At 52.4% G+C, this 25,358-nt stretch carries 26 protein-coding genes and 2 pseudogenes; 10 read left to right on the top strand and 18 right to left on the bottom strand.

The genetic code is table 11. The annotated features are described in order from the left end of the window. The first annotated feature begins 198 nt into the window (after positions 1-198). On the top strand, positions 199-630 hold the full coding sequence (gene osmC, locus FDX14_RS21660) for a peroxiredoxin OsmC (protein WP_042308368.1): 432 nt from the start codon (positions 199-201) through the stop codon (positions 628-630). Positions 631-677: 47 nt separating this feature from the next. On the opposite strand, the gene FDX14_RS21655 is transcribed toward osmC, so the two are convergent. Genes FDX14_RS21655 through FDX14_RS21630 form a run of 6 tightly spaced genes read right to left on the bottom strand, consistent with a single transcriptional unit; the run spans position 678 to position 6,390 of the window. Then, entirely contained in the window at positions 678-1,448 is a 771-nt protein-coding gene (locus FDX14_RS21655; protein WP_137350216.1) for a 3-hydroxybutyrate dehydrogenase, read from the bottom strand. 11 nt (positions 1,449-1,459) lie between these two features. Then, positions 1,460-2,854 (bottom strand): GntP family permease, encoded by a 1,395-nt coding sequence (locus FDX14_RS21650; RefSeq protein WP_204554957.1) that lies wholly within the window; start codon positions 2,852-2,854, stop codon positions 1,460-1,462. 43 nt (positions 2,855-2,897) lie between these two features. After that, positions 2,898-3,821, bottom strand: coding sequence for a 3-hydroxyacyl-CoA dehydrogenase family protein (locus tag FDX14_RS21645; protein WP_137350215.1), 924 nt, complete (start codon positions 3,819-3,821; stop codon positions 2,898-2,900). After that, complete coding sequence (locus tag FDX14_RS21640) at positions 3,811-5,013, bottom strand: acetyl-CoA C-acetyltransferase (RefSeq protein WP_137350214.1); 1,203 nt, start codon at positions 5,011-5,013, stop codon at positions 3,811-3,813. The genes FDX14_RS21645 and FDX14_RS21640 overlap by 11 nt, the downstream gene beginning before the upstream one ends. Before the next feature lie 10 nt (positions 5,014-5,023). Then, positions 5,024-5,680, bottom strand: coding sequence for a CoA transferase subunit B (locus FDX14_RS21635; RefSeq protein WP_042308378.1), 657 nt, complete (start codon positions 5,678-5,680; stop codon positions 5,024-5,026). A gap of 2 nt (positions 5,681-5,682) precedes the next feature. Then, positions 5,683-6,390, bottom strand: a complete 708-nt coding sequence (locus tag FDX14_RS21630; RefSeq protein ID WP_042308380.1) for a CoA transferase subunit A — start codon at positions 6,388-6,390, stop codon at positions 5,683-5,685. Between the two features lie 142 nt (positions 6,391-6,532). Here FDX14_RS21630 and FDX14_RS21625 point away from each other — a divergent pair, with 142 nt between their 5' ends. Then, complete coding sequence (locus tag FDX14_RS21625; protein WP_137350213.1) at positions 6,533-7,423, top strand: LysR family transcriptional regulator; 891 nt, start codon at positions 6,533-6,535, stop codon at positions 7,421-7,423. A 13-nt stretch (positions 7,424-7,436) separates the two neighbouring features. Here the strand turns inward: FDX14_RS21625 and FDX14_RS21620 are convergent, their stop codons facing one another. The 7 genes from FDX14_RS21620 to FDX14_RS21590 are packed head-to-tail and all read right to left on the bottom strand — an operon-like array spanning position 7,437 to position 14,360. Next, on the bottom strand, positions 7,437-8,378 hold the full coding sequence (locus FDX14_RS21620) for an ABC transporter ATP-binding protein (RefSeq protein ID WP_137350212.1): 942 nt from the start codon (positions 8,376-8,378) through the stop codon (positions 7,437-7,439). Beyond that, complete coding sequence (locus FDX14_RS21615) at positions 8,371-9,357, bottom strand: ABC transporter ATP-binding protein (RefSeq protein WP_042308384.1); 987 nt, start codon at positions 9,355-9,357, stop codon at positions 8,371-8,373. Before FDX14_RS21615 ends, FDX14_RS21620 begins: the two co-directional genes overlap by 8 nt. Continuing rightward, positions 9,354-10,250: a D,D-dipeptide ABC transporter permease gene (gene ddpC, locus FDX14_RS21610; protein WP_042308386.1), complete on the bottom strand. Its 897-nt coding sequence runs from the start codon at positions 10,248-10,250 to the stop codon at positions 9,354-9,356. Before ddpC ends, FDX14_RS21615 begins: the two co-directional genes overlap by 4 nt. Next, complete coding sequence (locus FDX14_RS21605) at positions 10,247-11,269, bottom strand: ABC transporter permease (protein WP_042308389.1); 1,023 nt, start codon at positions 11,267-11,269, stop codon at positions 10,247-10,249. Before FDX14_RS21605 ends, ddpC begins: the two co-directional genes overlap by 4 nt. A 44-nt stretch (positions 11,270-11,313) precedes the next feature. Next, entirely contained in the window at positions 11,314-12,876 is a 1,563-nt protein-coding gene (locus tag FDX14_RS21600) for an ABC transporter substrate-binding protein (RefSeq protein ID WP_137350211.1), read from the bottom strand. 15 nt (positions 12,877-12,891) lie between these two features. Continuing rightward, positions 12,892-13,479 carry a D-alanyl-D-alanine dipeptidase gene (gene ddpX, locus FDX14_RS21595; protein ID WP_137350210.1) on the bottom strand — a complete coding sequence of 196 codons (588 nt, stop codon included), beginning with the start codon at positions 13,477-13,479 and terminating at the stop codon, positions 12,892-12,894. Positions 13,480-13,493: 14 nt separating this feature from the next. Next, positions 13,494-14,360: a MurR/RpiR family transcriptional regulator gene (locus FDX14_RS21590; RefSeq protein ID WP_061381334.1), complete on the bottom strand. Its 867-nt coding sequence runs from the start codon at positions 14,358-14,360 to the stop codon at positions 13,494-13,496. Positions 14,361-14,759: 399 nt separating this feature from the next. Between FDX14_RS21590 and hdeB the strand changes: the two genes are divergently transcribed. After that, positions 14,760-15,089 carry an acid-activated periplasmic chaperone HdeB gene (hdeB, locus tag FDX14_RS21585; protein ID WP_032939734.1) on the top strand — a complete coding sequence of 110 codons (330 nt, stop codon included), beginning with the start codon at positions 14,760-14,762 and terminating at the stop codon, positions 15,087-15,089. Positions 15,090-15,244: 155 nt separating this feature from the next. After that, positions 15,245-17,188 (top strand): methyl-accepting chemotaxis protein, encoded by a 1,944-nt coding sequence (locus FDX14_RS21580; protein ID WP_061381335.1) that lies wholly within the window; start codon positions 15,245-15,247, stop codon positions 17,186-17,188. A gap of 45 nt (positions 17,189-17,233) precedes the next feature. On the opposite strand, the gene FDX14_RS21575 is transcribed toward FDX14_RS21580, so the two are convergent. After that, a complete protein-coding gene (locus tag FDX14_RS21575) occupies positions 17,234-18,373 on the bottom strand; it encodes an HlyD family secretion protein (RefSeq protein ID WP_061381336.1) in 1,140 nt (379 codons plus the stop codon). 2 nt (positions 18,374-18,375) lie between these two features. Then, positions 18,376-18,717: a DUF3302 domain-containing protein gene (locus tag FDX14_RS21570; protein WP_042308402.1), complete on the bottom strand. Its 342-nt coding sequence runs from the start codon at positions 18,715-18,717 to the stop codon at positions 18,376-18,378. 211 nt (positions 18,718-18,928) lie between these two features. Here FDX14_RS21570 and FDX14_RS21565 point away from each other — a divergent pair, with 211 nt between their 5' ends. The 3 genes from FDX14_RS21565 (at position 18,929) to FDX14_RS21555 (ending at position 21,307) form a co-directional block, all read left to right on the top strand. Continuing rightward, positions 18,929-19,567, top strand: coding sequence for a helix-turn-helix domain-containing protein (locus FDX14_RS21565; protein WP_052511176.1), 639 nt, complete (start codon positions 18,929-18,931; stop codon positions 19,565-19,567). Between the two features lie 161 nt (positions 19,568-19,728). Next, a complete protein-coding gene (locus tag FDX14_RS21560; RefSeq protein ID WP_042308404.1) occupies positions 19,729-20,043 on the top strand; it encodes a helix-turn-helix domain-containing protein in 315 nt (104 codons plus the stop codon). Further along, positions 20,036-21,307 carry a type II toxin-antitoxin system HipA family toxin gene (locus FDX14_RS21555; protein ID WP_061381337.1) on the top strand — a complete coding sequence of 424 codons (1,272 nt, stop codon included), beginning with the start codon at positions 20,036-20,038 and terminating at the stop codon, positions 21,305-21,307. Before FDX14_RS21560 ends, FDX14_RS21555 begins: the two co-directional genes overlap by 8 nt. A gap of 37 nt (positions 21,308-21,344) precedes the next feature. Here FDX14_RS21555 and FDX14_RS21550 read toward each other — a convergent pair whose 3' ends face one another. Next, the gene (locus FDX14_RS21550; RefSeq protein ID WP_042308408.1) at positions 21,345-22,712 is read right to left on the bottom strand and encodes a glycoside hydrolase family 10-like protein; all 1,368 of its coding nucleotides are present in this window, start codon (positions 22,710-22,712) and stop codon (positions 21,345-21,347) included. A 12-nt stretch (positions 22,713-22,724) separates the two neighbouring features. Beyond that, positions 22,725-23,012, bottom strand: a complete 288-nt coding sequence (locus tag FDX14_RS21545; protein ID WP_137350209.1) for a VF530 family protein — start codon at positions 23,010-23,012, stop codon at positions 22,725-22,727. Between the two features lie 414 nt (positions 23,013-23,426). Here FDX14_RS21545 and FDX14_RS25545 point away from each other — a divergent pair. Both FDX14_RS25545 and FDX14_RS21535 read left to right on the top strand, forming a co-directional pair. Continuing rightward, a pseudogene (locus FDX14_RS25545) lies at positions 23,427-23,600 on the top strand (ISNCY family transposase); the annotation flags it as partial. A gap of 87 nt (positions 23,601-23,687) precedes the next feature. Continuing rightward, positions 23,688-24,014, top strand: a pseudogene (locus FDX14_RS21535) (MFS transporter); the annotation flags it as partial. A gap of 259 nt (positions 24,015-24,273) precedes the next feature. Here FDX14_RS21535 and FDX14_RS21530 read toward each other — a convergent pair. Continuing rightward, positions 24,274-24,798 (bottom strand): GNAT family N-acetyltransferase, encoded by a 525-nt coding sequence (locus tag FDX14_RS21530; protein WP_137350208.1) that lies wholly within the window; start codon positions 24,796-24,798, stop codon positions 24,274-24,276. Between the two features lie 109 nt (positions 24,799-24,907). Here FDX14_RS21530 and FDX14_RS21525 point away from each other — a divergent pair. Then, the coding region (locus tag FDX14_RS21525) for a methyltransferase domain-containing protein (protein WP_137350207.1) at positions 24,908-25,358 on the top strand (451 nt) is incomplete at its 3' end.

The following is a 25,358-nucleotide window of genomic DNA, read 5'->3' as shown; positions in this document are numbered from 1 at the left end:
AGGGCGAGTCCGTATAAAAACGGACGAAATACAACCTGATAGAAAGCCGATGTTTAAAATAACGGCTTTCAGGATGGTCGGTCATTTTATCTGAAAGGTCAATGCTTAAGCGGTAAATGCAGAACTATCCCGTATGTGTCATGCATTTTCTCAGGCGTCCTATACTTGTAACTTCAACGACAACACAGGAGAACGGTAATGACTATCCATAAGAAAGGTCAGGCACACTGGGAAGGCGACATTAAGCGCGGTAAAGGTACCGTATCGACTGAAAGCGGCGTGCTGAATCAGCAACCGTATGGGTTTAATACCCGGTTTGAAGGGGTAAAAGGCACCAATCCTGAAGAGTTGATTGGCGCGGCTCATGCGGCTTGCTTCTCAATGGCGCTTTCGTTAATGCTGGGTGAAGCGGGCTTTACGCCAGATGCCATTGATACCACTGCCGATGTTTCTCTGGATAAAGTGGATGCGGGTTTTGCGATAACCAAAGTAGCGCTGCACAGTGAAGTAAGCGTTCCGGGGATAGACGCCGCCACGTTTGACGGCATCATCCAGAAAGCGAAAGCCGGATGCCCTGTTTCGCAGGTACTGAACGCGGAAATTACACTGGATTATCAGCTGAAGTCTTAATCGTGGCGTGCCGGATGCGACTACGTCTTATCCGGCACCCGATGATGTTATTGCGCCACCCAGCCGCCATCCATATTCCACGCAACGCCGCGCACCTGTGCCGCACCGTCTGAACATAAAAATAACGCGAGTTCCCCTAATTGCTCCGGCGTGACAAATTCACGCGACGGTTGCTTTTCCGCCAGCAGGGCGTCACGTGCGACGTCAGGAGCCGCGCCTTCGGCAATACGTTTATCAATCTGCTGCTGGACCAACGGTGTGAGCACCCAACCGGGGCACAGCGCATTGCAGGTAATGCCCGTCTGCGCGGTTTCCAGCGCAATGGTCTTGGTTAATCCCACCACGCCGTGCTTCGCCGCTACGTAAGCGGATTTCTCTTTAGAAGCCACCAGGCCGTGAACCGAGGCGATATTAATGATGCGTCCCCAGTTTCGTGCGCGCATACCCGGCAGCGCCAGCCGCGTAGTGTGAAAAACGGAGGAGAGGTTAATAGCAATAATCGCATTCCATTTTTCAACCGGGAAGGTTTCTACCGGAGACACATGCTGGATCCCGGCGTTGTTGACCAGGATATCCACACCGCCAAATTCGCTTGCAGCATAGCGCATCATGTCAGCAATTTGCGCCTCATCGCTCAGGTCCGCGCCGTGGTAGCCTGGCGTTTTGCCATACTGCGCCACGGCGTCTTTGGCGGCTTCGACATCACCAAATCCGTTGAGGATCAACGTAGCGCCCGCTTGTGCCAGCACCTGAGCGATGCCTAATCCAATACCGCTGGTCGAGCCGGTAACCAGCGCGGTTTTTCCCGTTAAGTTCATGATGATTCTCCTTAAACAATTCCGGTGGTGTAGAAGACGCCGATAACAAACAGCACGGCCAGGCTTTTGATCACGGTGATGGCGAAAATCCCGCCATATGCCTGACGATGGCTGAGGCCGGTAATAGCCAGCAGGGTAATGACTGCGCCGTTGTGCGGCAGGGTGTCCATGCCGCCACTGGCCATTGACGCCACGCGGTGGAAGACTTCGAGTGGAATATTGGCGGCATGGGCAGCGGCAATAAAAGTGTCAGACATGGCGGCAAGGGCAATACTCATCCCACCCGATGCCGAGCCGGTGATCCCGGCCAGCGTGGTGATGCTGATGGCTTCGTTAAGAAGCGGGTCAGGGATCGCCGCCAGCGCTTTTGACAACACAAGGAAACCCGGCAGGGCAGCGATCACCGCACCAAAACCATACTCCGACGCGGTATTCATGGCCGCGAGGATCGCGCCGCCAACCGCCGTTCTGCTGCCTTCCGCCAGGCGGCCTTTAATGTTGCGATAGCCGAACAGCACCACCAGTAAGATCCCTGAAATCAGCGCCGCTTCCACTGCCCAGATAGCGGTGATTTTACCGACTTCGGTGGTAATCGGTTTGGCAAGGCCTGGCAGTTCCAGTTGATGTGTTGCGCCATACCACTGTGGGATCCAACGGGTAAACAGCAGGTTAAACACCCCAACCAGAATCAGCGGAGAGATAGCGATTATCGGGTTTGGCAGGTTAATGTTATCCGGCGTTTCCGGCTCGTTTAACAGTTCAGTGCCATAGCCTTCATCCTTAGCCTGCGCTTTACGACGCTGACGTTCGAGATAAACCAGACCGACGAAAATAATAAACAGTGAGCCTATCAGCCCCAGCCACGGTGCGGCCCAGGCGTTAGTCCCAAAGAAACTGGTCGGAATAATGTTCTGGATCTGCGGCGTGCCAGGTAAGGCGTCCATCGTGAAGGAGAACGCGCCCAGCGCGACGGTGGCCGGGATCAGGCGCTTAGGAATATTACTCTGGCGGAACAGCTCCGCCGCAAATGGATACACCGCAAACGCCACGACGAACAGCGATACCCCGCCGTAGGTTAACAGCGCGCACACCAGCACGATCACCGGGATGGCGTGACGCCGCCCGAGGATATTGATGGCGGCGGCAACAATTGAGCGGGAAAAACCAGATAACTCGATTAACTTGCCAAACACCGCTCCCAGCAAAAACACCGGGAAGTACAGCTTCACAAAACCGACCATTTTTTCCATAAACAGGCCGGTGAAGGCAGGGCCGACGGCGCTGGGTTCGGTGAGCAATACAGCACCTAATGCCGCGATGGGGGCAAACAGGATGACGCTATATCCGCGATAGGCTGCAAGCATCAGCAGGCCCAGCGCTGCCAGGGCGATTAATACACTCATCATGACTCCTCAATATCATTGTTATAGTGGGGTACAGAAAGAGAAGTTACGGTTTCAGGGCAAAGCGCAGTTGATGCTCTCTGCGTTGTTGGATGTACTCTTTGCGCGAATCATCCCAGCGATAAAATCCCTGGCCGCTGCGCAACCCGGTATCACCGTTGGCGACCTTGTCAGCGACCAGCGACATCATGTCGCTACCTGTTGCCAGCTCCGGTAACAGATGCCGACAAATGTCCTGTACCGTAGAAAGACCGGTCATATCAGCCGCCTCCAGCGGGCCAACCATGGCATAGCGTCGTCCGAGCGAGGCACGCATTACCTGATCCACCACCTCCGCGCTGGCGATACCGCTTTTAACGATATGCAACGCTTCACGCAGCAGGGCGAATTGCAGACGGTTGCCGACAAACCCTGGCGCGGCGCGATCGAGCACGACCGCTTCCAGTTGCATCGACAGCAGTAGTTGTTGTAATTCATGAAGATATTCCGCCTTCGTTGCCGTCCCCGGCACAATTTCAACCAGCGGAATAAAGTGCGGCGGGTTCCAGAAATGGGCGATCAGCAACCGCTCAGGATGGGCAAGTTTTTCTGCCAGAGCATCAGGTGGCAGTCCGCTGGTATTACTGGCGATCACCGCCTCCGGTGCGATCAGCTTTTCCAGTTGCGCATACAGCGCATGCTTAAGTTCGAGGCGTTCCGGGATGGCTTCAATCAGCAATCCGCACGCGGCAATATCCTGTAGCGACGTCGTACCGTGTAGACGATTCATAACCGATGCTTTTTCGCTTAGAGCAAATTGTTCAGTAGCAATAAGCTCATCCACAATATCGCTGGCATTATGGCTAATTTCCGCAATTCGGCTGCTATCGGTGTCGTACAACCAGATATCGTGACCAAAGCGGGCAAAGTGGGTGGCGATGCCGACGCCCATTAAACCCGCGCCCAGTACGCAAATTTGCTTATTTTTCATGAGATCCTCCCGGACGTTCTACTGCCAGTGCGACCCCCTGACCACCGCCTACGCACAGTGTGGCCAACCCTTTGGCGGCGTTGCTGCGGGCCATTTCATGCAGCAGGGTCACCAGAATCCGGCACCCGGACGCGCCAATCGGATGACCCAGCGCGATCGCGCCGCCATTGACGTTAACTTTGCTGCTGTCCCAGTTCAGTGATTCGCCAACCGCCAGCGCTTGTGCGGCAAATGCTTCGTTGGCTTCAATGAGATCAACATCGTTCAGCGTCCAGCCAGCCCGTTTCAGACACTGAAGTGACGCTTCTACTGGCCCAATGCCCATAATGGCCGGATCGACGCCGGAAACCGCGTAGCCCGCCACCCGTCCCAGAACTGGCAAATTGAGTTCTGCGGCTTTGGCGGCGCTCATTAGCATCACCGCCGCGGCGCCATCATTGATTGAAGAAGCATTCCCGGCGGTCACCGTGCCGTTTCCTGGCCGAAACGCTGGCTTGAGCTGCGCCAGCTTATCGGCCTGAGTATCCGGGCGAGGCTGTTCGTCACGGTCCACTACACGCGGCGGTTTTTTCCCCTGCGGAACGCTGACCGGGGTAATCTCCGCACTAAAACGACCGGCTTCCATTGCGGCAGCCGCTTTTTGCTGGGAGTGCAGAGCAAATGCGTCCTGTTGCTCACGACTGATAACAAACTTATCTGCCAGATTTTCCGCGGTAATGCCCATGTGATAGTCGTTGAAGGCATCCCACAAACCGTCATGTACTACGCTGTCTTTCAGGCTGGCATGACCCAGGCGCAGACCTGCCCGCGCGCCGTCGAGAAAATAGGGCGCGTTGCTCATGCTCTCCTGCCCACCGGCAATCACAATTTGCGCATCACCGCAGCGAATCGTCTGTACCGCCTGATGCACCGCCTTCAGACCCGAGCCGCACACCAGATTAATGGTTAGCGCTGGCGTAGTGGCCGGCAAACCCGCACGTAACGCCGTCTGTCTGGCAGGGTTTTGACCACAGCCCGTCGTGAGCACCTGACCCAAAATCACTTCATCAATTTGCTCTGGTGCCACCGCCGTTTTTTCCAGCAGGGAACGGATCACCACCGAACCGAGTTCAACCGCCGAAAGCGGCGCCAGCGCGCCATGAAAACTGCCAATCGGGGTGCGCGTTGCCGCGACAATAACAACATCCTGCATGGTCAGCTCCTCAGTTAAATTGCATTTCGGGGACATTTTCAGGCACGATCAGCTTGCCGGCGGTTCTGGCGACGATTTCATCCACGCTGATACCCGGGGCGCGTTCACGCAGAATGAACGCCCCATCAGCAATCTCCAGCAGCGCCAGATCGGTAAGCACGCGTTTGATGCAGGCCACGCCGGTCAGCGGCAGAGTGCATGCAGGAAGTAATTTTGACTCACCGCTTTTGGAGGCATGGGTCATTACAACGATGATGTTGTCGGCTCCGGCCACCAGGTCCATTGCGCCCCCCATGCCTTTCACCATTTTTCCGGGGATCATCCACGAGGCGATATTGCCGTTAACATCGACTTCAAACGCGCCGAGCACCGTCAGGTCAACGTGGCCGCCGCGGATCATCGCGAAGGATTGCGCCGAGTCGAAAATCGCTGCGCCTTTGCGCGCCGTCACGGTCTGTTTTCCGGCGTTGATCATGTCCGCATCAATTTCGTCTTCGGTGGGAAACGGCCCCATACCCAGCAAACCGTTTTCCGATTGCAGCATCACGTCCATACCATCGGGGATGTAGTTCGCTACCAGAGTGGGAATACCAATCCCAAGGTTGACGTAATAACCGTCGCGCAGCTCACGGGCGACACGCATTGCCATTTGTTCACGCGTTAACATGGTCAGGCTCCTTTCTGGCGCAGGGTGCGTTGTTCAATACGTTTTTCAAATTGCCCCTGAATAATGCGGTTAACAAAAATTCCGGGGGTATGAATCGCAGAGGGATCCAACTCGCCAGGGGGGACGATCTCTTCGACTTCCACTACGGTAATGCGCCCGGCAGCGGCCATCAGCGGATTAAAATTCTGTGCGGTATGGCGATAGATAACATTGCCGTACCAGTCGGCTTTCCAGCCTTTGACCAGCGCAAAATCCCCGGTTATGGCCTGCTCTAAAATGTACGGACGTCCGGCAAACTCGCGCACCTCTTTTCCTTCGGCCACGGGAGTACCGTATCCGGTCGCGGTGAAGAAAGCGGGGATCCCCGCGCCGCCAGCGCGCAACTGCTCCGCCAGCGTGCCTTGCGGCGTCAGGATGGCTTCCAGTTCGCCACTAAGCACCTGCTTTTCAAACAGCGCGTTTTCACCCACATAGGATGCGACCACTTTGCGCACCTGACGCGTTTCCAGCAGCACGCCGAGACCAAAACCGTCCACGCCGCAGTTGTTTGACACCACGGTAAGTCCCTGAACTTCCCGACGACGTACTTCGGCAATCAGATTTTCAGGGATCCCACACAAGCCAAAACCGCCCGCCAGCAGCGTCATGTTGTCGGTCAGTCCTTCCAGCGCCTCTTGATACGTGGCGACCCGTTTATCCAGTCCAGCCATATACTTGCCCCTCCTGTTGTCCTTGCCGACATCATTGGGGGAGAAAAATGATTTGTTAATTTTAAATTTGTGACTCACTCATTGGGTTTTTTTATCAATTTAATGTTAATTAAAGGTATTCAACAAGTTAAAGGAATGCGAAATGGGAATGAGCATCAAACAGTTACGCGCGTTTTTAGCGGTAGCTCACACTCTGAATTTCGCTCATGCCAGTGAAAGACTGAATATGTCGCAACCCGCATTAAGCCTGGCGATCAAAGGACTGGAGGATTCGTTAGGTGGAGCTTTACTGTTGAGAACCACCCGCAAAGTGACCCTGACGCAGGAAGGGGAAACGTTGCTGAACATGGGGCGACAGCTGCTTGCGGACTGGGAGAACACGGAAGAGGCAATGCGCCAGCGATTCACGCTGCAACGCGGTAAAATCTCTATTGCCGCCATGCCTTCATTTGCTGCTAACGTCCTGCCGTCAGTACTGAAGACGTTTCGTGATTCCTATTCCGGTATCAACGTAACGGTGCACGATGTGATTAACGAACAGGTCATTGAGATGGTGAGTGAAGGGCGGGTGGAGATGGGCATTGCCTTCGAACCGGACTATTCCGGGCATCTGCATTTCACCCCGCTTGGCGTGGATCGTTTTATTGCGATTGTCCCGCCAACCTGCCGACTGGCAGGGCGGGATCGTATTGCATGGCGTGAACTGCTGACGCTGGATTTCATCACCCTGCAACGTCCTTCCGCCGTGCGTCTGATGCTGGAAGAACAGCTGGTGCAAAGCGGGCATTCGCTGGAGGTGGCGCTGGAGAGCCATCAACTGGTGACCGTTGGCCGGCTGGTGGCTAAGGGCCTGGGCGGCAGCGCCGTACCCGCGCTGTGCCGTACGCAAATGACAGAATTAGGCGCAACCTGTATCGATCTGGACACGCCGGTGATCCAGCGTCGGATCGGCGTTCTGCGTTCGGCACATCATAAGTTATCTACTGCCTCAGAAGTGCTGGTGGATACTCTGAAAAAGGCGTATTGCGCCTGAGTTTCCGCCGCGTTCAGCTCACGTTAACCGCCCGCCAGCAGCGAACCTCACATCCTGATTCGCTGGACCGCAAGATCTGTTTATTCTCACAGCCACGGATCGCCAACGGACATCTGTCACGAAAAAAACAGCCCTCAGGCAGCGTTCGGTTCCCCGGTAGTTCGGTTTTCCGTAACACTAAATCCTCCGCCAGCGGTGCTCCCGTTTTAGGGACGGAGTCCAGTAATAATCGCGTGTAGGGATGAGCAGGATGAGTAAGAACCTGCTGCGTTTCGCCCAGTTCAACAATTTGCCCAAGGTACATCACCGCCACGCGATCGCTCATATGGCGAACCACCGACACGTTATGCGATATCAGCACATAGGTCAGATTTCTGCGGGCCTGCAATGACACCAGCAGGTTAAGAATTTGCGCCTGCACGGAAATATCCAGCGCCGAAGTGGGTTCATCCAGTACGATCACGTCCGGCTCAGACGACAACGCCCGGGCAATGGCAATACGCTGACGCTGCCCGCCGGAGAACGCATGCGGCAGACGGTCGAGATATTCAGGGCGGATCCCTACCTGTTGCGCCAAATCTTCGGCAAGAATGCGGCGTTCACGCTCGGAGCTTCGTTTCTGGATCCACACCGGTTCGGTGATAATTCGCCACACCGGCAAACGCGGATCAAGCGATGAAAGCGGGTCCTGAAAGACCATCTGCATGCCGCTGTGCTGCTTGTCATTGTGGCGAGAGTAGTTTCCCTGACTCGGTTGCAGCATCCCCATCAGCAGTTGCGCCAGCGTACTTTTTCCGCAGCCCGACTCACCGACAATCCCCAGCGTTTCTCCCTGACGAATCTGTAAATTCAGACCGTTGATCGCATGCACCCGTTCGGTAACCTTGCCGAGCCAGTTTTTACGCGCGGGAAAGCTGACATGAACATCCTGCAGGGCCAGTAAAAATTCAGACATGTGTTGTCTCCAGTTGCGGATACCAGCAGGCAGATTGTTGATCCGCGCCTCCCTGACTGCTTAATGCAGGCGTCTCGTCACAGCGAGGGCCAGCCGCAAAACAGCGCTCACGAAATGCGCATCCGGTCGGTAAGCGGGTTAAATTCGGTACGGTGCCGGGAATGGCAGGCAGCAATGCGCGCGGTTCGCCGTGTTCCGGCGCACATTTCAGCAAGCCGATGGAATAGGGGTGCGTCGGATGCTGAATAACGGTTGGTGTTGGGCCGCTCTCAATCACGCTTCCGGCATACATGACGTATAACCGGTCGCACAATTGTGAAACCACCGCCATATCATGGCTGATAAATAGCACCGCTGTCCCGCTGGCGCGCGCTTTTAGCTTCAGCAAACGCAGCACCTGCAGTTGTACCGTGACGTCAAGTGCGGTGGTCGGTTCATCGGCAATGATCAGTTCCGGCTCGCAGGAAAAGGCCAGCGCAATCATCACCCGCTGGCGCATACCGCCGGAAAGCTCAAACGGGAAACGTTTCATCACTTCCGCCGCGTCCGGAATTTGCATCTCCTCCAGTAAAGCGATGGCTTTCTGGCGAGCATCCGCGCGGCTTAACGCCTGGTGATGGCGGATAACTTCCACCATCTGCTGGCCGATACGTCGCGTGGGATTAAGCGCGGTCATGGGCTCCTGGAAGATCATGGCGACGCGTGCGCCACGCCATTGGCGCATCTGCTTTTCGCTGGCGTTGAGCACATCTTCACCCAGCAGCGAAACGCGTCCCTGGTGAATATGATAACTGCCCTCCGGCAGCAGCCGCATGGTAAGCATCGCCGTCACGGACTTGCCGGAACCGGATTCACCGACCACGCCGACAATTTCTCCACGGTTGATATGCAGCGAAACATGATTCAGCGCATGCACGTCAGCTTTATAGCCGGGGAAACTCAGATGCAAATCCTCAATTTCCAGTACGGGTTGTGTCATGACTGTTTTCCTCCGGCTTTTGGATCCAGCAGGTCGCGAATACCATCGCCAAAAAGATTAAAGCCCACGGCGGTAATCAAAATTGCGGCACCGGGAAAGGCGCAATACCACCACTGATCAAGCACGTAGTTGCGGCCAATCGCCACCATCGCCCCCCATTCCGCGCTGGGTTGCTGTGCGCCCAGACCAATAAACCCGAGCGTGGCGGCCATCAGGATCGCACTGCCGATATCCAGCGATGCCTGCACAATCAGCGGTGGCAGAGAGTTACGTAAAATGTGCCAGCTAATCAGATGCCAGCGTGAAGCGCCGTAGGTCCGCGCAGCCTGCACATAGGTAAACTGGCGCACCACTAACGTCTGGCCGCGGGCAAGGCGCACATAAAAAGGAATACGTACGACTGCAATTGCCAGCATGGCGTTGAACAGGCTGGGTCCCAGCGCGGCGGCCAGTGCCATCGTCAGCACCAGCGAAGGGATGGACAGCATGATGTCCATTATTCGCATAATGATGGCATCGGCGCGTCCGCCCATGACACCAGACAGACAACCCAGCAGCGAACCCAACCCACCGGCAATTCCCACCACCACCAGACCAGCGACGACCGACTGCTGGCTTCCGACCAGTACGCGGCTGAACAGATCGCGGCCCACTTCATCGGTACCAAACCAGTGAGCGGCAGATGGTGGCAGCAGGCGCGCACTTAAATTGATGGCATTAGGATCGTAAGGCGTAATCCACGGTGACAGCACCATCAGCAACAGTATCAGTACAATGATGACCCCGCCTACCAGCGTCAGCGGGCTGCTTTTCATCATCCAGAACAATTTCGCCCAGTCCGTGCGACGGCGTGATGTCTGCGGGGCGGTCGGTGTTTCTTGGGTGAGCATCATTCAGCACCCCCGCGTCCAATTCGTGGGTCAATCCACAGGTAGAGTAAATCCACCACCAGGTTGACCAGCACATAAGCGAAAGAGACCACTACGGCAAATCCCATCACCGCCGGGAAGTCGAGCGCCTGGATCGACGTTACTACCCAGGCGCCCATTCCAGGCCAGGCGAATACCGTTTCGGTGAGTACCGCACCGTAGAGCAGATCGCCCAATGCCAGGCCGAGAACCGTTATTGATGGGATAAGCGCATTCGGCAACGCGTAACACAACACGATGTACCAGCCCGGCAGCCCGCTGGCGCGCGCGGTACGAATGTAATCTTCACTCAGTTGCTCCAGCATAGCGGAGCGAATCTGGCGGGCAACGATCCCTAAGTGCACAAAAGCCAGCGTCAGTGATGGTAGGATCAGGTGCTGGAGCGCATTGAAAAAGACTTCACCATTGCCTTCCAGCAGGGCATCAATCAGGTAGAACCCAGTGACATGAGCCGGTGGATCCAGCCAGTCGTCTAACCGACCACCGCCGGGCAAAATTTGCAGATGACCGTAAAACAGCACGATAACCCCCAGCCCCAGCCAGAATGCAGGCGTGGAGATGCCGGTAATCGCCATCAGGCGAACGAGGTGATCAAGCCAACGGTTGCGCCAGACCGCAGATAAAATACCTAACGGAATACCGATCACCAGCGCCAGCAGCAAAGAGCAGAAAGCCAACTCCAGAGTAGCGGGAAAGAAGATACGCAGCTCATCCAGTACCGGACGACCGGTGCGAATGGAAATGCCTAAATCGCCCTGAAAGATATCGCTCACATAGCGAAAGAACTGCACATATAGCGGCTGGTTCAGCCCCAGTTGTTGGCGAATATTTTCGACTATCTCATCGCTGGCGCGATCGCCCGCCAGCAACCGCGCGGGGTCGCCTGGGATCAGGTGCGAAATAATAAAGGTGATCACGCAAACACCGATAACCACCAGAATAAGACCCCAGCATCGCTGGCGTAAAATGCTCCAGAACGTCATTAGCTTCCCCTTGCGGAGCCTGAGTGGCTCCGCATCAACGTGGCTTATTTACTCATGGTGGAGATGTTGAAGACCTGTTCCAGCATGGGGTTAAATACAAATCCTTTGACGTCTTTGTTCATCGCCAGTTGATAGTTTTTCTGGAATAAATAGACGTAGGCCGCTTCATCAATCACGATGGTTTGCGCCTGATGGTAATCATTGGTTCTGGCGACCGGATCGGTGGTGGCTAATGCGCTACGCAGCAGCTTATCGACCTCACTATTTTCGTAGAACGAACGGTTACCCGGCAGACCTTTTTTATCTGACTCAAACCAGTAGTTCATAAACATGTACGGGTCGGCGAAATCCGGACTCCAGTTGCCGATAGCAATGTCGTAATCCCCTTTACCCACACGGTCACGCATGGTGGCATTCGCCAGTTTTTCCAGCTTCACCTTAATACCCAGCTTGTTGAGACTGGCCTGGGTTGAGAGGGCAATCGGTTCCCAGTTAGGGTCATTATCTGAATACAAGAAGCTCAGGCTTTCGGGTTTGCTCGTGACTTTGTCCCATGCAGCTTTCGCTTTGGCTTCATCAAAACTGTATTGCATAGCCTTGTCATCAAAACCCCACATACCTTCAGGGATCGGACCGCGCATCTGTTTACCATTGCCACTGAGGATCCCATTCACCATGCCCTTATAATCGGTGGCCCACGAGATGGCGCGGCGTAAATCCACCTGATTGAGCGGCGCTTTACTGTTGTTCAGATACAGATAGGTCACGCGCAGTGAGGGATAATCCGCTACGTTAACTTTGCCTTCCTGTTTTAAAGCGGCAAGTTGGTCGACAGGAAGCGCATCGGCAATATCGATATCGCCACGCGACAATTGCAGGCGACGGGAGGCGCTTTCACCAATGATTTTTACCGAAACCCGCTTAAACGCTGGTTTGGGCCCGGAATAATGCGGGTTTGGCACCAGCACCAGCTGCTGTCCTTTTTGCCAGCTTTTCAGCATGAAGGGACCGGAGCCTGCCGTGTTCTGCGCCAGGAATCCGCGGGCATCGTCTGCGGCATGCTCTTTTAAGATTGCCGGGTTGATAATTGAGGCCCCGTCATTTGCCAGCGTATACAGGAATGGCGCGAACGGCTGGCTGAGGGTAAATTTCACCGTGTTGTCATCAATGGCCTCAATCTTCAGATCTTTCGGAAATGCTTCCGCGGGTCCCTGGCCAATTTTGAGCAGGCGCTCAAAGGATTGTTTCACCGCATCCGCCGTCACGGGCGTACCGTCGGCGAATTTGGCATCGTTTTTCAGGGTAAACGTCCACTCTTTCTGATCGTCAGAGGCTTTCCAGCCGCTGGCTAAATCACCTTCAACTTCCGTGGAGCCTTTACCGCCTTCGGTTTTGTACTGAACCAAACGTTGATAAGAGGGATAGGTGACCGTCCAGTCGTTGTTATCGATGGTCACGGCCGGGTCGAGCGTTTGCGGATCGGCGGCTTTACCGATGACCAGCATATCTTTAGGCACGGCGGCCTGCGCGGCAGGCAGGGCAAATGCCAGCGCAACGGCGATCAGAGCGGGGCGAAAAAACGCATTTAACGCAGGTGTAGTCTTCATAACCAGGCTCCAGAATTAAAAGGGATGTTGTGTTGTTATGGGGGGAACAGGGAAACAGGCTATCTGGTCGTCAAGCAGCGGGTAGCGGGCGGCATCAGGTAATTCAAAATGCCACCACTCGCTGTTGATGCCGACAAAACCGCCACCGAACATAATGGCGTTGAGTAGTAACCGGTTACGCTGTGCGGCTGGTGGAACAGAGGGGTGCCAGGCATGGGAACGGTCGTGCATCTCATCAAAACCCGCGCCCATATCGAGAACATTGCCACGCTCGTCCATCAGCGTAACGTCGATGGCCGTCCCGCGGCTGTGATTGGATCCAATCGCCACATCGACGACGTACTGGGGATCCGGGCACGCATTCCACAGCACCGCCTGCGCCTGCTGGGGGCGATACGCGTCATACACTACAAGCTTCAGGCCCGCCAGTTGCGCGATACTAATGCTTTTAGCCAGCGCGGTTACCGCCTCGCTGTGTAACAGGCAGCGCGCTTCCCGGTAGATAGGCGCGCCGGTAATGTTGTCGGCAGTGGCGTATTTGAGATCGATATACAGCGACGGGAATATCACCGACAGATCGACCAGTTCTGGGGTTTCTGACATAGCACATTTCCTGTTTATTGTTCGAATTGACCAAACTGTTGTTGTAACTGGCGATTGGTTTGCAGGCGTCCTGCGAGGGAATCACCAAGTTGCTCCACCACCGCAGAAAGTAATAAGTTGAACAGACAGCTCACGGGAGCCAGAGAATCCCAGAAATGTCCGGTGTCGGTTTTTACCTGAAGTAAATCAAGGTCATAATCCCTGGCCCACGGACACCACACATCGGTGATCAGCGCCAGCGGAATCTGACGTTCTGTCGCAACACGGCAATATTGTCGGGAGATGGCGGAGTAGGCGCGCATGTCGGTGATCACCACGTATGGCTGGTTAAATCCCGAATTCAGCGACTCGACCCAACTGCCGGAAAGCCCCTCGGAGTAACTGACTTTAGGCCGCAGATATTCCAGGTGACTAAAAAAGGCGTTAGCAATTCCACGAGTAGACTGGATCCCAAGGATGTAAACCGCTTCCGCATGCGCCAGCTGCTGCGCAATGCGTAAAAATGTATCGCTTTGCGCGAGTTGATAGACGTGGGTAATGGCGTCGATTTCCAGTAACAGCGACTGCTGTGCGCGATCCGGCAGGCTTTGTTGCTGGTGCCAGGAATCCAGCCGCTCGTTCATTCCCCAGGGTTGATAGGGGACAACCGGCAGCTCACGCAGGCTGGCTTTTGCATCCTCCAGATTGCGAAAGCCCAGCTTACGCAGATAGCGTCCTACGGTAATGCCACTGGTTCCTGCCGCTTTAGCGATGCCATCCGCAGTTTCAAAAGGGATCTGTACACCATGGGCTAACAGCCACCCGGCTACGCGCTTTTCGCTCGGCGTAAGCTGGCTGAAGGTCTGTTCTATGCGGGTAAATAATTCAGGTTTCGCTGTCATTACCTTCTCGCTGTTAGTTGTCTGTCAGATTACGGCTCACTGTTAGTGAATTAACAATGCAGGACGCGTGCCAAGTCACAGACAGCGGCACGCAGGCTGTTTTTGTTAAAACACAAACCATATTCATTAACTAATGATCAACATTTGTGCAGCGTAGTTCAGTTTTGGTGCAGCGACAGAAGAGCGGGGTATGAATCTGCTGATTTCGTCGGAACGATCACATTGTCGGCAACATTTCCTCTCAAACATCAGAATCAGTAATGGGAAATATAACTTTCAGCCATATCAATAATGGCAATCTTTATTCTTATGACGGTAGGGGTATTATTTTTTGCGAACTACATTAACGGTTTGAAGCGCAAGTGTAGATATTATTTATATTATAAATGGAGTACTACAATGAATAAATTCTCCCTTTCTACAGCAGGTATTCTGGTCGCAGCGCTGTTAACCAGCGTTAGCGTCAATGCAGCCACTGATAGCGCGAAAACTGAAGTGACGCCGAAAGGCATGAGCTGCCAGGAGTTCATCGATCTGAACCCGCAGACCATGGCTCCGGTGGCTTTCTGGGTGCTTAATGAAGACGAAGATTTCAAAGGTGGTGATTACGTTGACTATAACGAAACCGTGACTACAGCTGTCCCTCTGACCGTTGAGCTTTGTAAAAAACATCCGCAGAGCGAATTAAGCAAAATAAAAGACGAAATCAAAAAAGAATTATCCAAATAAGATTAAACCGTTATTAAAACCCAGCCAAAGTGCTGGGTTTTGCTATTTGTGACGCTGTCACTTATTTATTTTGCAATACTTAAGGAAACTTTATAAAGATAAAAACGCCGGTGCCGATACTGGGTAAAAGTTAGCCTTTTGCAGAAGGAGTTTGTATGGCCTGGTATCCTACTCGTATTTCAACGCGTTTAACCATTGGTGGCATTCTGCTGCTTGCAGTCACTACACTTGTTATTGTTGCGATTATGCTCTGGCGAGGGCAGCCGCGCGTCGTTGAAATCAATACCGCCCTGATCGAAGAAACGGGGCAAGGTTTAACCCGTCAGTTAAGTACCGTGTTGTCGCGAATTGAAGGTGAGACCGTCGGTTTGTCGCGACTGGCCGAAGTGCTGCCCAACGATGAATCGCTATATCAAAGCGTTGTTCCACATTTGATAGGTGAAGATAAAGAGTCGATCATTACCGGCGGCGGCATTTGGCCAGAACCAGACGCTTTCACCGCAGGCGTAGAAAAGCGCAGCTTTTTCTGGGCGCGTAACGCTGAAGGAAAGCTGATGTACTCCAACGACTATAACGTCGAAGGATCAAGCGGATACCACAATGAAAGCTGGTATCAGCATGCCAAGGGACATTCACAAAACAGCTGCTTATGGTCTGATGTTTACCAGGATGCCAGTTCCGGGGTCAACATGGTAACCTGCAGCGTTCCTTATCAACTGGCCGGTAAGTTTGCCGGCGTCGCCACTACCGATATTCGTCTCGATAACGTTGCCACCTTTATGCAACAGCAGGGAAACAGCACCGGTGGTTACGCGTTCGTGGTGGATAAACAGGGACAAATTCTCTATTTCCCGCAGGCAGACCTGACAAAACACAAAACCATTAACGATCTGGCGCAAAGCGCGCAATGGCTTATCCCGGTGGAAAACGGTCTTAAATCTTTACGTCCGGCAGATGGTGTGAAAACGATTACGCTTGCCAACGACAATGTGTTGAATACGCCGACCCGGGTAATGCTATTCCCGATGGCGGATACCGGCTGGGTCGTGGGGCTGGTGACGCCTGAATCACGCATCGTCGGTCTCGCCAAAGTGATGATGCAGGACGTGCTGGAAGTGTTGATCCCAATTATGACGCTATTGCTGGTGGGATCCTGGCTGGTGGTTCGCCGACTGATTTCGCGTCTCGATGATACTCGCCAGGCGCTCGATGATATTGCGCAGGGCGAAGGCGATCTTACCCGTCGTCTGGATGTGCGCGGCAAAGATGAGATTTCGGCTATCGCCGAGGCGTTTAATCTGTTCGTCGATAAAATATCAGCCATCCTGATCACCGTCAGAAGCAGCAGCGTTGTAGTGGCGAATAACGCCGTCAGCCTGGCAGACAGCAATATGGAACTCTCATCTCGCGTCACGCAGCAGGCCGCTGCGCTGGAAGAGAGTTCGGCGGCGATGGAACAGTTAAATGCGACCGTTCACCAAAATGCCAGTAATACGCAACTGGCAGATGAGCTATCCGATAGCACCGCGCAAACGGCCAACCGCTGTGGTGATGTCATGCAGGGCGTGATCTCAACAATGGATAACGTCAGCGCGTCATCCGGGAGAATGGTAGAAATTGTCGCGGTGATTGACAGCATTGCGTTCCAGACCAATATTCTTGCCCTGAACGCCGCCGTTGAAGCCGCCAGAGCGGGCGATGCAGGTAGAGGGTTCGCGGTTGTCGCCTCTGAAGTACGTACGCTGGCCCAGCGTAGTGCCACCGCCGCGCAGGAAATTAAAGCATTGATTGATGAATCTGTATCTCATGTTGGTAGCGGAAGTCAGCAAATTCACAATGCAGGCGAACGGCTGGGAGAACTGGTCAATAACGTACGGCAGGTGCGTCAGTTGATGGGGGAAATACGCGTTGCAGGCGAAGAACAGCGTAAAGGCGTCTCCGAAGTCACGCTGGCCGTTACCGAAATGGACAGCACCGTTCAGCAGAATGCCTCGTTAATTGATGATGCCGCCGCACGTACACAGACCCTAAAAGAGGAAGCGGAACAACTGGCGCTGCTGGTCTCGTCGTTTAGATTACCAGAACCCACTACTGCCTGAGCAGCGAGTGAAGTCCGGGTGCAGGCATTGCACCCGGACAGTCGATTAATGATCAAGGTACAGGTAGTGCATCCAACTGGTCATGCGCAAGAGTATTTTCCGTAGCAATGATAATGCTTCAAAATGCTGAGCTGAATAGACGGCAACCTGAGCGGCAACACCGTCTGGGAGTTGCTGTTCAGCCTGATTATTATCAACTTCGATACTGACCAGCACTTTGTTACTGCCCGGTGTGACGTTTAAGGATTGCAATGTTCCCTGGGCATAATAAGCCCCGGTAGGGATCACGGGGGCAACACTGACGACTTTTCCTTGTATTACTTGTCCCGGCAAGCCATTGAAGACAATCTCAGCGTCATCCCCCACATTAAGACGTAAGATCGAATTTTGACGAAACGCCGCAACAATTTGGTTTTTGTGCGCAGGAATAAACACCATAACAGGCTTAAAAGGCAGTCTCGACGCATAGGTTCCCGGACGAACCAGTAATTGGCTGACATAACCGTCGCTGGGGGCGCGAACAATGGTTTGCTCATAATTAAATCGAGCCTCATCAATTTGAGCTTGCAGACTGGCGATCTGCGAGTTTTGTCCATGAATGGTGCTGTCGAGTTCTTTCTGAATACTGTTCAGTTCAGCATTGGCGGCGTTCATCGCCGCGTCCTGAGCCAGATAATCCTGGCGCGCAGTATCAATATCATTGGCAGTAAATGGGTTCACTTTTGCCTGACTGCCTTTCTGGTAGCGCTGATAGTTTTTGTAATATTTATCACGTTCAGCCCTGGCCTGTTCTAGCTGCAGTCGCGCGCTATTGCGTTTCTCCTCAAGGGCCAAAACATCATGTTTTGCCGTAACAATGTCCGCTTCAAGCTTTTCCAGTTTAGCTTTATAACGGGCAGGATCGATTTTAAACAGGACATCTCCTTTTTTTATTGGTGTGTTAATTTTGTCTGTTACTTCTGAAACCACCCCGGTAACTTGCGGAACAACGGGAATACCCACAACCAATTTTTGTGCATCTTCTGTATAGGGATGATTATAATTCATGGTAAGGATCAGTGCCCCAAGCATGACCACGCCCCCCAATACCGCTGAAGGTAATGTCCACTTATTCAACGGAACCTTAAATACTTTAAAAATGACGTAAACGATAGCGGCGTAGGTTAATGTTAATAATATTTCCACGATTAATTTACCTTTGGATCCTGCGGGCTGTATGCGCTATTAGTTTGTTCATGTGTTTTTTCCAGTATCGCAATCCGCGCGCTTAGCTCAGCGATATTATGTCCTGAGGTATTTCCATGCCAGCCATGCTTATCACTGTATAATGTTGCCCAAATCCAGAGAAATGGCCAAATCGCATGTAATGTAAATAAACTGACCCAACCCGCGACATGTATGGCATCGAGGTGAGGGTGGTTGCGTTTCTTAGCGATCTCGTACGGGATGTCGTGCAAGATTAATACGCCATAAAAAATAATTAAGAACACCAGGATGAGTATTGCTAATGATAAATAATTGAGCAACATAGGAACTCCAATAAGAACCATTTTTATTGGCCGACATTATCGCTGCATTTTTATTAGCAAGTAGTTTTAATGTATTGCAAGTATAAAATCAGACTTTCTTGTAAGGCTAATGTTAATAATCAAATCCAAAAATGGACTTTTCAGGTTTGATTTTTTCTCTATTACCGATAATCATTAATAAGATTATTTAGTGAATTATACTGAGCCTTCTATGACCAGCAATACTGAACAAACCGGTAGCAGCGAAGAACTCCTTGCGACTAATATAACCAAACTTTTCAACGCATTACTGCCACTTTCTGAAGCCCAATCGCTATATCGTAGCGGTTCTTTTATTATGGATTCTCAGGGGGAGAACGGGATCTGGTTGTTGACCGAAGGTAGAATAGTCATTCGCCGACGCACTGATGGGCTAATCCTGGCCAGTCAGCAGGCACCGATGATGCTGGGAATGGCCGAGTTCTTTCTTCCTACAGGGCATAACTTTTATGATATTGAAGCGGTCAGCCCATGTACTACTCATGTAGTAAAGAAAACGGATTTCATGACTATCGTTAACCGTGATCGACTCTGGGAATCTGTGGCAATAGTTGAAGCCTATATTATTCAGGTAATGAGCCAGCGCGATCGCCTAATCACCAGTCGAACCGCAACTGATATGGTTTGGGGACATCTTGAACTTTTACAACAAGAGCCTGATGACATCAAAAAAAGAATCCCGGCGGTACAATATATCAGGGAGCGAACCGGACTTTCTCGCAGCACCATTATGGATACGCTTGCCCGGTTAAAACGACAGGGCGCGATCCAGCTGCACCGTGGTCATTTAGTCTGCATAGCGGCAGATTAATCACCGCACCCGACCATGATTTAAATACATTATAATGGGTTTTATCACGGACTTGTGGCGTTAAATCCATTAAAACATATGTTATCCGCTTTGTATTAATCTCGACTTAACTCTATAATATTGTGTGTAAACTGGCATTTATCCAAATAAGGGCCAATATTATGGATTTAACACTCAATACGGCTGCTGATATCGTCAAACTACTCTGTGACAGATTGCGTAAAGAACGACTCGCGCGGCAAATGACGCAGGCTGAGGTTGCCGCGCGTTCAGGTGTCGGTGTGAATACCGTTTCGAATCTGGAAACAGGTAAGAACGTAGGATTTGAGAATCTGGTCAAAGTCGCAATGGTGTTAGGTTATGGCGATGCGCTGGAGGGTTTATTCAAACCCAGGATTGACAGTCTGGATGATATTTTGCGTTACGAGAAGAGCGCGGTACGTCAGCGGGTGAAAAGGAAAAATTCTGATGCCTGAACAAGTTGATGTCTTTTATGAAGGTTGGGGTGAGAAATGGTTGTGGGGAAAACTGGTGTCTTCCACAGCCCTGACCGGACGCCCGTTGATCGCCTTTGAATACAGTGAAGACGCCATACGTAAAGGGTTGGAACTGTCCCGGCTGATGTTACCACTGAACGGCCCACGTTTACGCAGGGATTTCCCGGCTCATCAATTGGGATTACCTGGACCAGTCTATGATTCGCTACCTGATGGCTGGGGTATGCTGTTGATGGACCGATTATTTAAACGTCGCGGACTAAACGCAGCGCGCATAGGTCCTTTGGAGCGGTTAACCTGGGTCGGCAACAACGCGATGGGCGCCATGACATTCCAGCCCGTTCAGTCAGATGTCGAGAAGATTTCAAAAGAGGATGTTCCTCTCGAACAACTGGCCGCAGAGGTGCAAGAAGTCCTGAGTGGAGACGGCGGGGAATTCTTGCAAAAATTGCTTCAGATGGGCGGATCGCCACAAGGGGCAAGGCCAAAAGCGTTACTTTATCGTGACACTGTCACGTCAAAATTTACCACTGCGCCGCTACCAGGGAGCGAAAGCTGGCTGATTAAATTTCCCGCCAGGCATGAGCATGCTGAAGTATGTGCCATCGAAGCGGTTTATGCTGAATGCTTGCGTCAATGTGAGATTACCACGCCCGATACGGCATATTTTGAGCTGCCTGGCGGGCAAGCGGCATTTGCCACCCGGCGTTTCGACCGTGACCAGTCGATACGTATTCCAATGCAGAGTCTGGCGGCACTTACCGGAGCAAATTACCAGTTACCCGGCGCTTTAGATTACCGGGATTTTCTGCGCGCCACGCAGATCTGTACCAATGATGTCAGAGAAAAAGCGAAAGCGTTCGAACGCGTGGTTTTCAACGTGGCATTCAACAATCGTGACGATCATCCGAAGAACTTTGCTTATTTAATGTCAGCAGATGGAAACTGGACTCTGGCTCCGGCTTACGACGTCACCTGGTGTGAAGGACCCGGCGGGTACCACCAAATGGACGTGCTGGGGGAAGCGCTGGATATCGAAAGAAAGCACCTTCAGTTGCTTGGCGTTCAGGAAGCTGAGCTCTCTGCTGACGAGGTGAACGCCATAATCGAAAAGATCTGCCACTTTGCGATAGGGCTGAGCGCTATCGCCAGTGACAAATACCCCGATCAGATAACGCAAACCACGCTGGATACGATCCAGAAACAAATTAATGATAATGTCCGCCGATTACTGTCCCGGTGATGCAGATACAGTCGCTACACTGGCCTAAAGATAACCATTAACGCCCCCAACGGCTGCGAATATAGGTTACGGCCTCCTGCGTTTGCGGCTGATTAAGATAATCTTCGCGAAACAGGATGGTGCCGTTGATGTGTGGTTCGGACTCGTTCAGATCGAGCTGCTTTTTCAGTTCTGGCACGCCGCCTTTAACTGTCCAGTCCGGCTCTTTTCGAGACGGTTCGCCGACCTTATACAGCGCCACACCAATATAGAGGCGGGTATTGGTTGATTTCACAACATCTGCCCACCATTTCGCCAGCACATCGTATCGTGCCGCATCACGGGCAAAAGGCCAGTACAACTGTGGGGCGATGTAGTCCAGCAAGCCTAATTGCACCCAGCGACGAGTATCGGCATAGGATTCATCATACGCTGCCGCGCCACGGGTGTCGGAACCCGCAGGATCGTGAGAGCGATTGCGCCACACCCCCGCGGGGCTGACGCCAAACTCCACCTCAGGCTTAAGTTTCTTGATGGTCCGCGAGACCTGGGCGATCAGTCGTTGCGTGTTATCGCGCCGCCAGTCAGCTTTGGAATCAAACCCCTGACCATATTTTCTGAAGGTCTGGCTGTCGTTAAGCGCTGAACCGGGAGACTCGGTATAGAAGTAGTCATCAAACTGCACGCCGTCGACCGGATAATGTTCCACCACTTCCGCCACGATGCTGGTGATCCAGTCGCGCACTTCGGGAATACCAGGATCTAACACGAAACGCTCGCCCGAGGTGCGGATCCAGTCCCGATGCAGGACATAAACACTGGAAGGCGTCTGCGACAGCGTGCTGTTTAATTCGGTGATCGTTGACGGTTTGATATTAACGGACACGCGGTAGGGGTTAAACCAGGCATGGACTTTCATGCCGCGTTTATGCGCTTCATCGAGCATAAACTGTAGCGGATCGTAACCCGGATCCTGACCAATCGTGCCGGTTAGCGTATCTGACCAAGGCAAGATTTTAGATTGCCACAATGCGGTACCATCGGGTTTGACCTGGAAAAAAACGGTGTTGATGCCAAGACGTTTCAGGTTATCCAGCTTATCCGTCAACGCTTTCTGCTGCAGGCTGATACGGATGGCAGGGGAACTGACATTCACTGATGAGATCGGCGGCCAGTCCAGACGGGAAACCGTCGCCAACCAGATTCCGCGCACCGGCTCCTTAATCTGTTGCGGTTTATTCACCGGAGGTAGTGGGGTGACTTTGGGAGCGGGCGGCTGTGAAGAGCAACTGCCCAGTAACAACATACTGCCCACAAGTACCGCGAACCATTTCAGGTTAGTTCGCGGTAATCTGGCATGGCAACGGACGAAGATATTCGCCAGTTTTTTCTGATATTTTCCTGAAAAGAAACCGGATGCTGGCATCAGACTTTGCTCTTATTTTTTCTTGTTGCGGCTGTTAGCCCAGGGATCAATAGCAGGTGCGGTGTTGTTGAACGGGGTCACGTCATGCAGCGAATCAAGATAGAGCGCTTCAACTTCAGCACGCGCCCACGGCGTACGGCGCAAAAACTTTAAACTGAATTTAACGCTTGGTTCATTTTTAAAGCTGTTGATGTTAATGCGTTGAGCAAGCTCAGCCCAACCAAAACGATCAACCAGTGCATTGACCTGCATTTCTAGCGTTACGCCATGTAAAGGGTCTTTTGAAGTACGAGCATTCATATGAAGTCCAGTTCGGTATTTCCAGATTTTGTCAGTTATGCAACGAGACAGATTACAAGAAAGCGGAACGACCAGCAATGGCCCAAATCGGCACTGATCTTCCAAGGAACGTTCGCTGAAACTGTAAAAAGAAGAGGGCGGACAAACCTGACACTTCAGGCTAATCGCGATAGAAGAACTCTTCAGAAGCGATTGTTAGTAGTGGTGTCAACCAATGTCCAAATGCCAGCAAACGAAAGACTAATGGGGACTTAATTCTATGACTTTATGCGAATCACTTAATTTAACATAATATACATTATGCGCACTAACGTTGTAGTAGCTAAATTGAGATGTCCGTCTTCTGACAATAAGACATGTCCGCGCTACAGTCTCACCACAGCGATCACTGCTTTCAAAGGATGAGACTCATGACGGCATACGATGACACAGGCTGGTTTATGGATCCCCCGCAAGTTGCGGCCGCCTCGTGTGCATCAGCCACGACCGCGTCGGGCCTGCACCGGAGAACTCATCCAGATTGATGGCTGTGAGCATCGCTGGTTCGAGGATCGTGGTCCGGCCTGCACGCTGCTCGGCTACACCGATTTTGGTCCCACACTGATTAGGATATCGCAATACCTCTCGCCCTTAGGCTACGTCTGCTTGAATTGATTGCCTCAAGAAGGCGGAGGCGGCTTTCGCAGAGAAGTTGGCCTGGCTGGAGGCTACTCATCCGGCGCGACAATTCTTATCGCAGTTCAGGCTCCCAGAGACCGTGCAGCCTGGGCGCTGGGGATTGTTTCATCAGGTGTAATGGCTGGCAATCTTGTCGGTCCACTTGCCGGAGGATGGCTTCCTGGTCTGATCGGTATTCGAACCACGTTTTTCTGTGCAGGTGCGCTGATATTTCTGTCCTTTATCATGACCCTCACTCTCATTCGCGAAGAGGTGCAAAAGCCTGAGAATACGGTGGCAAAAACGGCAGTGAGCTGGTCGCAGTTGCCTGCCCGTACTGTAATTGCTTTTGTTACCAGCTCATCTGAAATAGCAAAAGCCTGGGCATAAAAATATGAATTGCTGACATCAAAATAACCGTAATGTACTGGGGGAAGATGACCGGAGATGCCCGTTCATATGAACGTCCCCCCTGATTAAGGATGGCGTTGCATCGACTCATTGAACTCACAGCGCTAAGCAGACTTTTCAACATTTGGACATTTCTAACGAGCCAGTGATTAGAAAATTCTGGTGAGCTTTGACAAGTAGGTAATAACGGTAATCAAATTGCCACCCTCCGATACAGGATGTGTTGTGCTAACCGGTGATCAGAGGGCAACGCGGGATGCACGAACTCTTCAGTTTTATTCATGCCCAACCGTATCATCAGACGCTCTGACGGTTTATTCAGTACGGAAGTAAATGAAACCACCTCACTTAACGCCAGCTCCTCGAAAGCAAACGTCAGGCACGCCTCGGCGGCCTCCAATGCAAGCCCTTGATGCCAGTAGGATTTAGCAAGACGCCAGCCTATTTCGGTACAGGGTGAAAAGTGAAATTTATCAGGTTGTGGATGTAAACCTACACACCCCACAAACTGGTGTGTTTCTTTAAGTTCAACGGCCCAGAATCCCCAGCCGCGCTCTGTAATGCCTTCCTGGAATCTGGCAGTCAGGTTGTCGCTTTCCGTTCGTTGCAGCGGAGCCGGAAAAAAACGCATCACGTCCGGATCGGCATTTAACGCGGCAAACGGGGCTTTGTCTTTGGCTTCCCACGGGCGTAAAATCAGTCTTGATGTTTCCAGCATATTTCTGCCCTTCTCCTGTATTTTCATATAATCTTCTAAAAGAAATGGCTCATCGGCAAGGACTTATGTAACCCTTTCCGCCTTTTTCTCTCATACTGGAGATTCATTCATGGCCGACTGGAATCCTTCGCTTTATCTGCAATATGAAACTGAACGTTCAAGACCCGCTGCGGATTTACTCAGCAGAGTGGCGTTAGAGAATGTCCATTCAGTCGTCGATCTTGGCTGTGGTCCGGGAAACAGTACGGCATTACTGCATCAGCGCTGGCCCTCGGCTGTAATAACAGGGATTGATACCTCACCCGCCATGCTTAATGAGGCGCGCAAGGCATTACCAACATGCCGCTTTATTGAAGCGGATATCTGTAAATTCCAGACAGAGCAGCCTCTTGAACTGCTATATGCAAATGCTTCGTTGCAGTGGGTTCCCGATCACTATGATTTGTTCCCGCATCTGGTATCGCTACTGGCTCACAATGGCGTGCTGGCTGTACAAATGCCGGATAACTGGCTGGAGCCAACGCATGTTTTTGGATTTGCCCCTATATTTCCAGACACCT

The organism is Citrobacter sp. wls710, from assembly GCF_005281115.1.
In the GTDB taxonomy this organism is placed as follows: Bacteria; Pseudomonadota; Gammaproteobacteria; order Enterobacterales; family Enterobacteriaceae; genus Citrobacter; species Citrobacter werkmanii.
Note: the sequence above shows the minus strand (reverse complement) of the source record. Positions and strands in the feature narration are given on the sequence as shown.

What these genes read in the sequence shown, in the direction of transcription:
- FDX14_RS21550 (WP_042308408.1), bottom strand. Translation starts at nt 22,712, where the DNA reads ATGCCAGCATCCGGTTTCTTTTCAGGAAAATATCAGAAAAAACTGGCG.
- FDX14_RS21635 (WP_042308378.1), bottom strand. Translation starts at nt 5,680, where the DNA reads ATGTTAACGCGTGAACAAATGGCAATGCGTGTCGCCCGTGAGCTGCGC.
- FDX14_RS21580 (WP_061381335.1), top strand. Translation starts at nt 15,245, where the DNA reads ATGGCCTGGTATCCTACTCGTATTTCAACGCGTTTAACCATTGGTGGC.
- ddpC (WP_042308386.1), bottom strand. Translation starts at nt 10,250, where the DNA reads ATGATGCTCACCCAAGAAACACCGACCGCCCCGCAGACATCACGCCGT.
- FDX14_RS21615 (WP_042308384.1), bottom strand. Translation starts at nt 9,357, where the DNA reads ATGACACAACCCGTACTGGAAATTGAGGATTTGCATCTGAGTTTCCCC.
- FDX14_RS21655 (WP_137350216.1), bottom strand. Translation starts at nt 1,448, where the DNA reads ATGAACTTAACGGGAAAAACCGCGCTGGTTACCGGCTCGACCAGCGGT.
- FDX14_RS21570 (WP_042308402.1), bottom strand. Translation starts at nt 18,717, where the DNA reads ATGTTGCTCAATTATTTATCATTAGCAATACTCATCCTGGTGTTCTTA.
- FDX14_RS21630 (WP_042308380.1), bottom strand. Translation starts at nt 6,390, where the DNA reads ATGGCTGGACTGGATAAACGGGTCGCCACGTATCAAGAGGCGCTGGAA.
- FDX14_RS21645 (WP_137350215.1), bottom strand. Translation starts at nt 3,821, where the DNA reads ATGAAAAATAAGCAAATTTGCGTACTGGGCGCGGGTTTAATGGGCGTC.
- FDX14_RS21620 (WP_137350212.1), bottom strand. Translation starts at nt 8,378, where the DNA reads ATGTCTGAATTTTTACTGGCCCTGCAGGATGTTCATGTCAGCTTTCCC.
- osmC (WP_042308368.1), top strand. Translation starts at nt 199, where the DNA reads ATGACTATCCATAAGAAAGGTCAGGCACACTGGGAAGGCGACATTAAG.
- FDX14_RS21590 (WP_061381334.1), bottom strand. Translation starts at nt 14,360, where the DNA reads ATGACAGCGAAACCTGAATTATTTACCCGCATAGAACAGACCTTCAGC.
- FDX14_RS21625 (WP_137350213.1), top strand. Translation starts at nt 6,533, where the DNA reads ATGGGAATGAGCATCAAACAGTTACGCGCGTTTTTAGCGGTAGCTCAC.
- FDX14_RS21600 (WP_137350211.1), bottom strand. Translation starts at nt 12,876, where the DNA reads ATGAAGACTACACCTGCGTTAAATGCGTTTTTTCGCCCCGCTCTGATC.
- FDX14_RS21605 (WP_042308389.1), bottom strand. Translation starts at nt 11,269, where the DNA reads ATGACGTTCTGGAGCATTTTACGCCAGCGATGCTGGGGTCTTATTCTG.
- FDX14_RS21650 (WP_204554957.1), bottom strand. Translation starts at nt 2,854, where the DNA reads ATGATGAGTGTATTAATCGCCCTGGCAGCGCTGGGCCTGCTGATGCTT.
- FDX14_RS21555 (WP_061381337.1), top strand. Translation starts at nt 20,036, where the DNA reads ATGCCTGAACAAGTTGATGTCTTTTATGAAGGTTGGGGTGAGAAATGG.
- FDX14_RS21530 (WP_137350208.1), bottom strand. Translation starts at nt 24,798, where the DNA reads ATGCTGGAAACATCAAGACTGATTTTACGCCCGTGGGAAGCCAAAGAC.
- FDX14_RS21545 (WP_137350209.1), bottom strand. Translation starts at nt 23,012, where the DNA reads ATGAATGCTCGTACTTCAAAAGACCCTTTACATGGCGTAACGCTAGAA.
- FDX14_RS21565 (WP_052511176.1), top strand. Translation starts at nt 18,929, where the DNA reads ATGACCAGCAATACTGAACAAACCGGTAGCAGCGAAGAACTCCTTGCG.
- FDX14_RS21640 (WP_137350214.1), bottom strand. Translation starts at nt 5,013, where the DNA reads ATGCAGGATGTTGTTATTGTCGCGGCAACGCGCACCCCGATTGGCAGT.
- hdeB (WP_032939734.1), top strand. Translation starts at nt 14,760, where the DNA reads ATGAATAAATTCTCCCTTTCTACAGCAGGTATTCTGGTCGCAGCGCTG.
- ddpX (WP_137350210.1), bottom strand. Translation starts at nt 13,479, where the DNA reads ATGTCAGAAACCCCAGAACTGGTCGATCTGTCGGTGATATTCCCGTCG.
- FDX14_RS21560 (WP_042308404.1), top strand. Translation starts at nt 19,729, where the DNA reads ATGGATTTAACACTCAATACGGCTGCTGATATCGTCAAACTACTCTGT.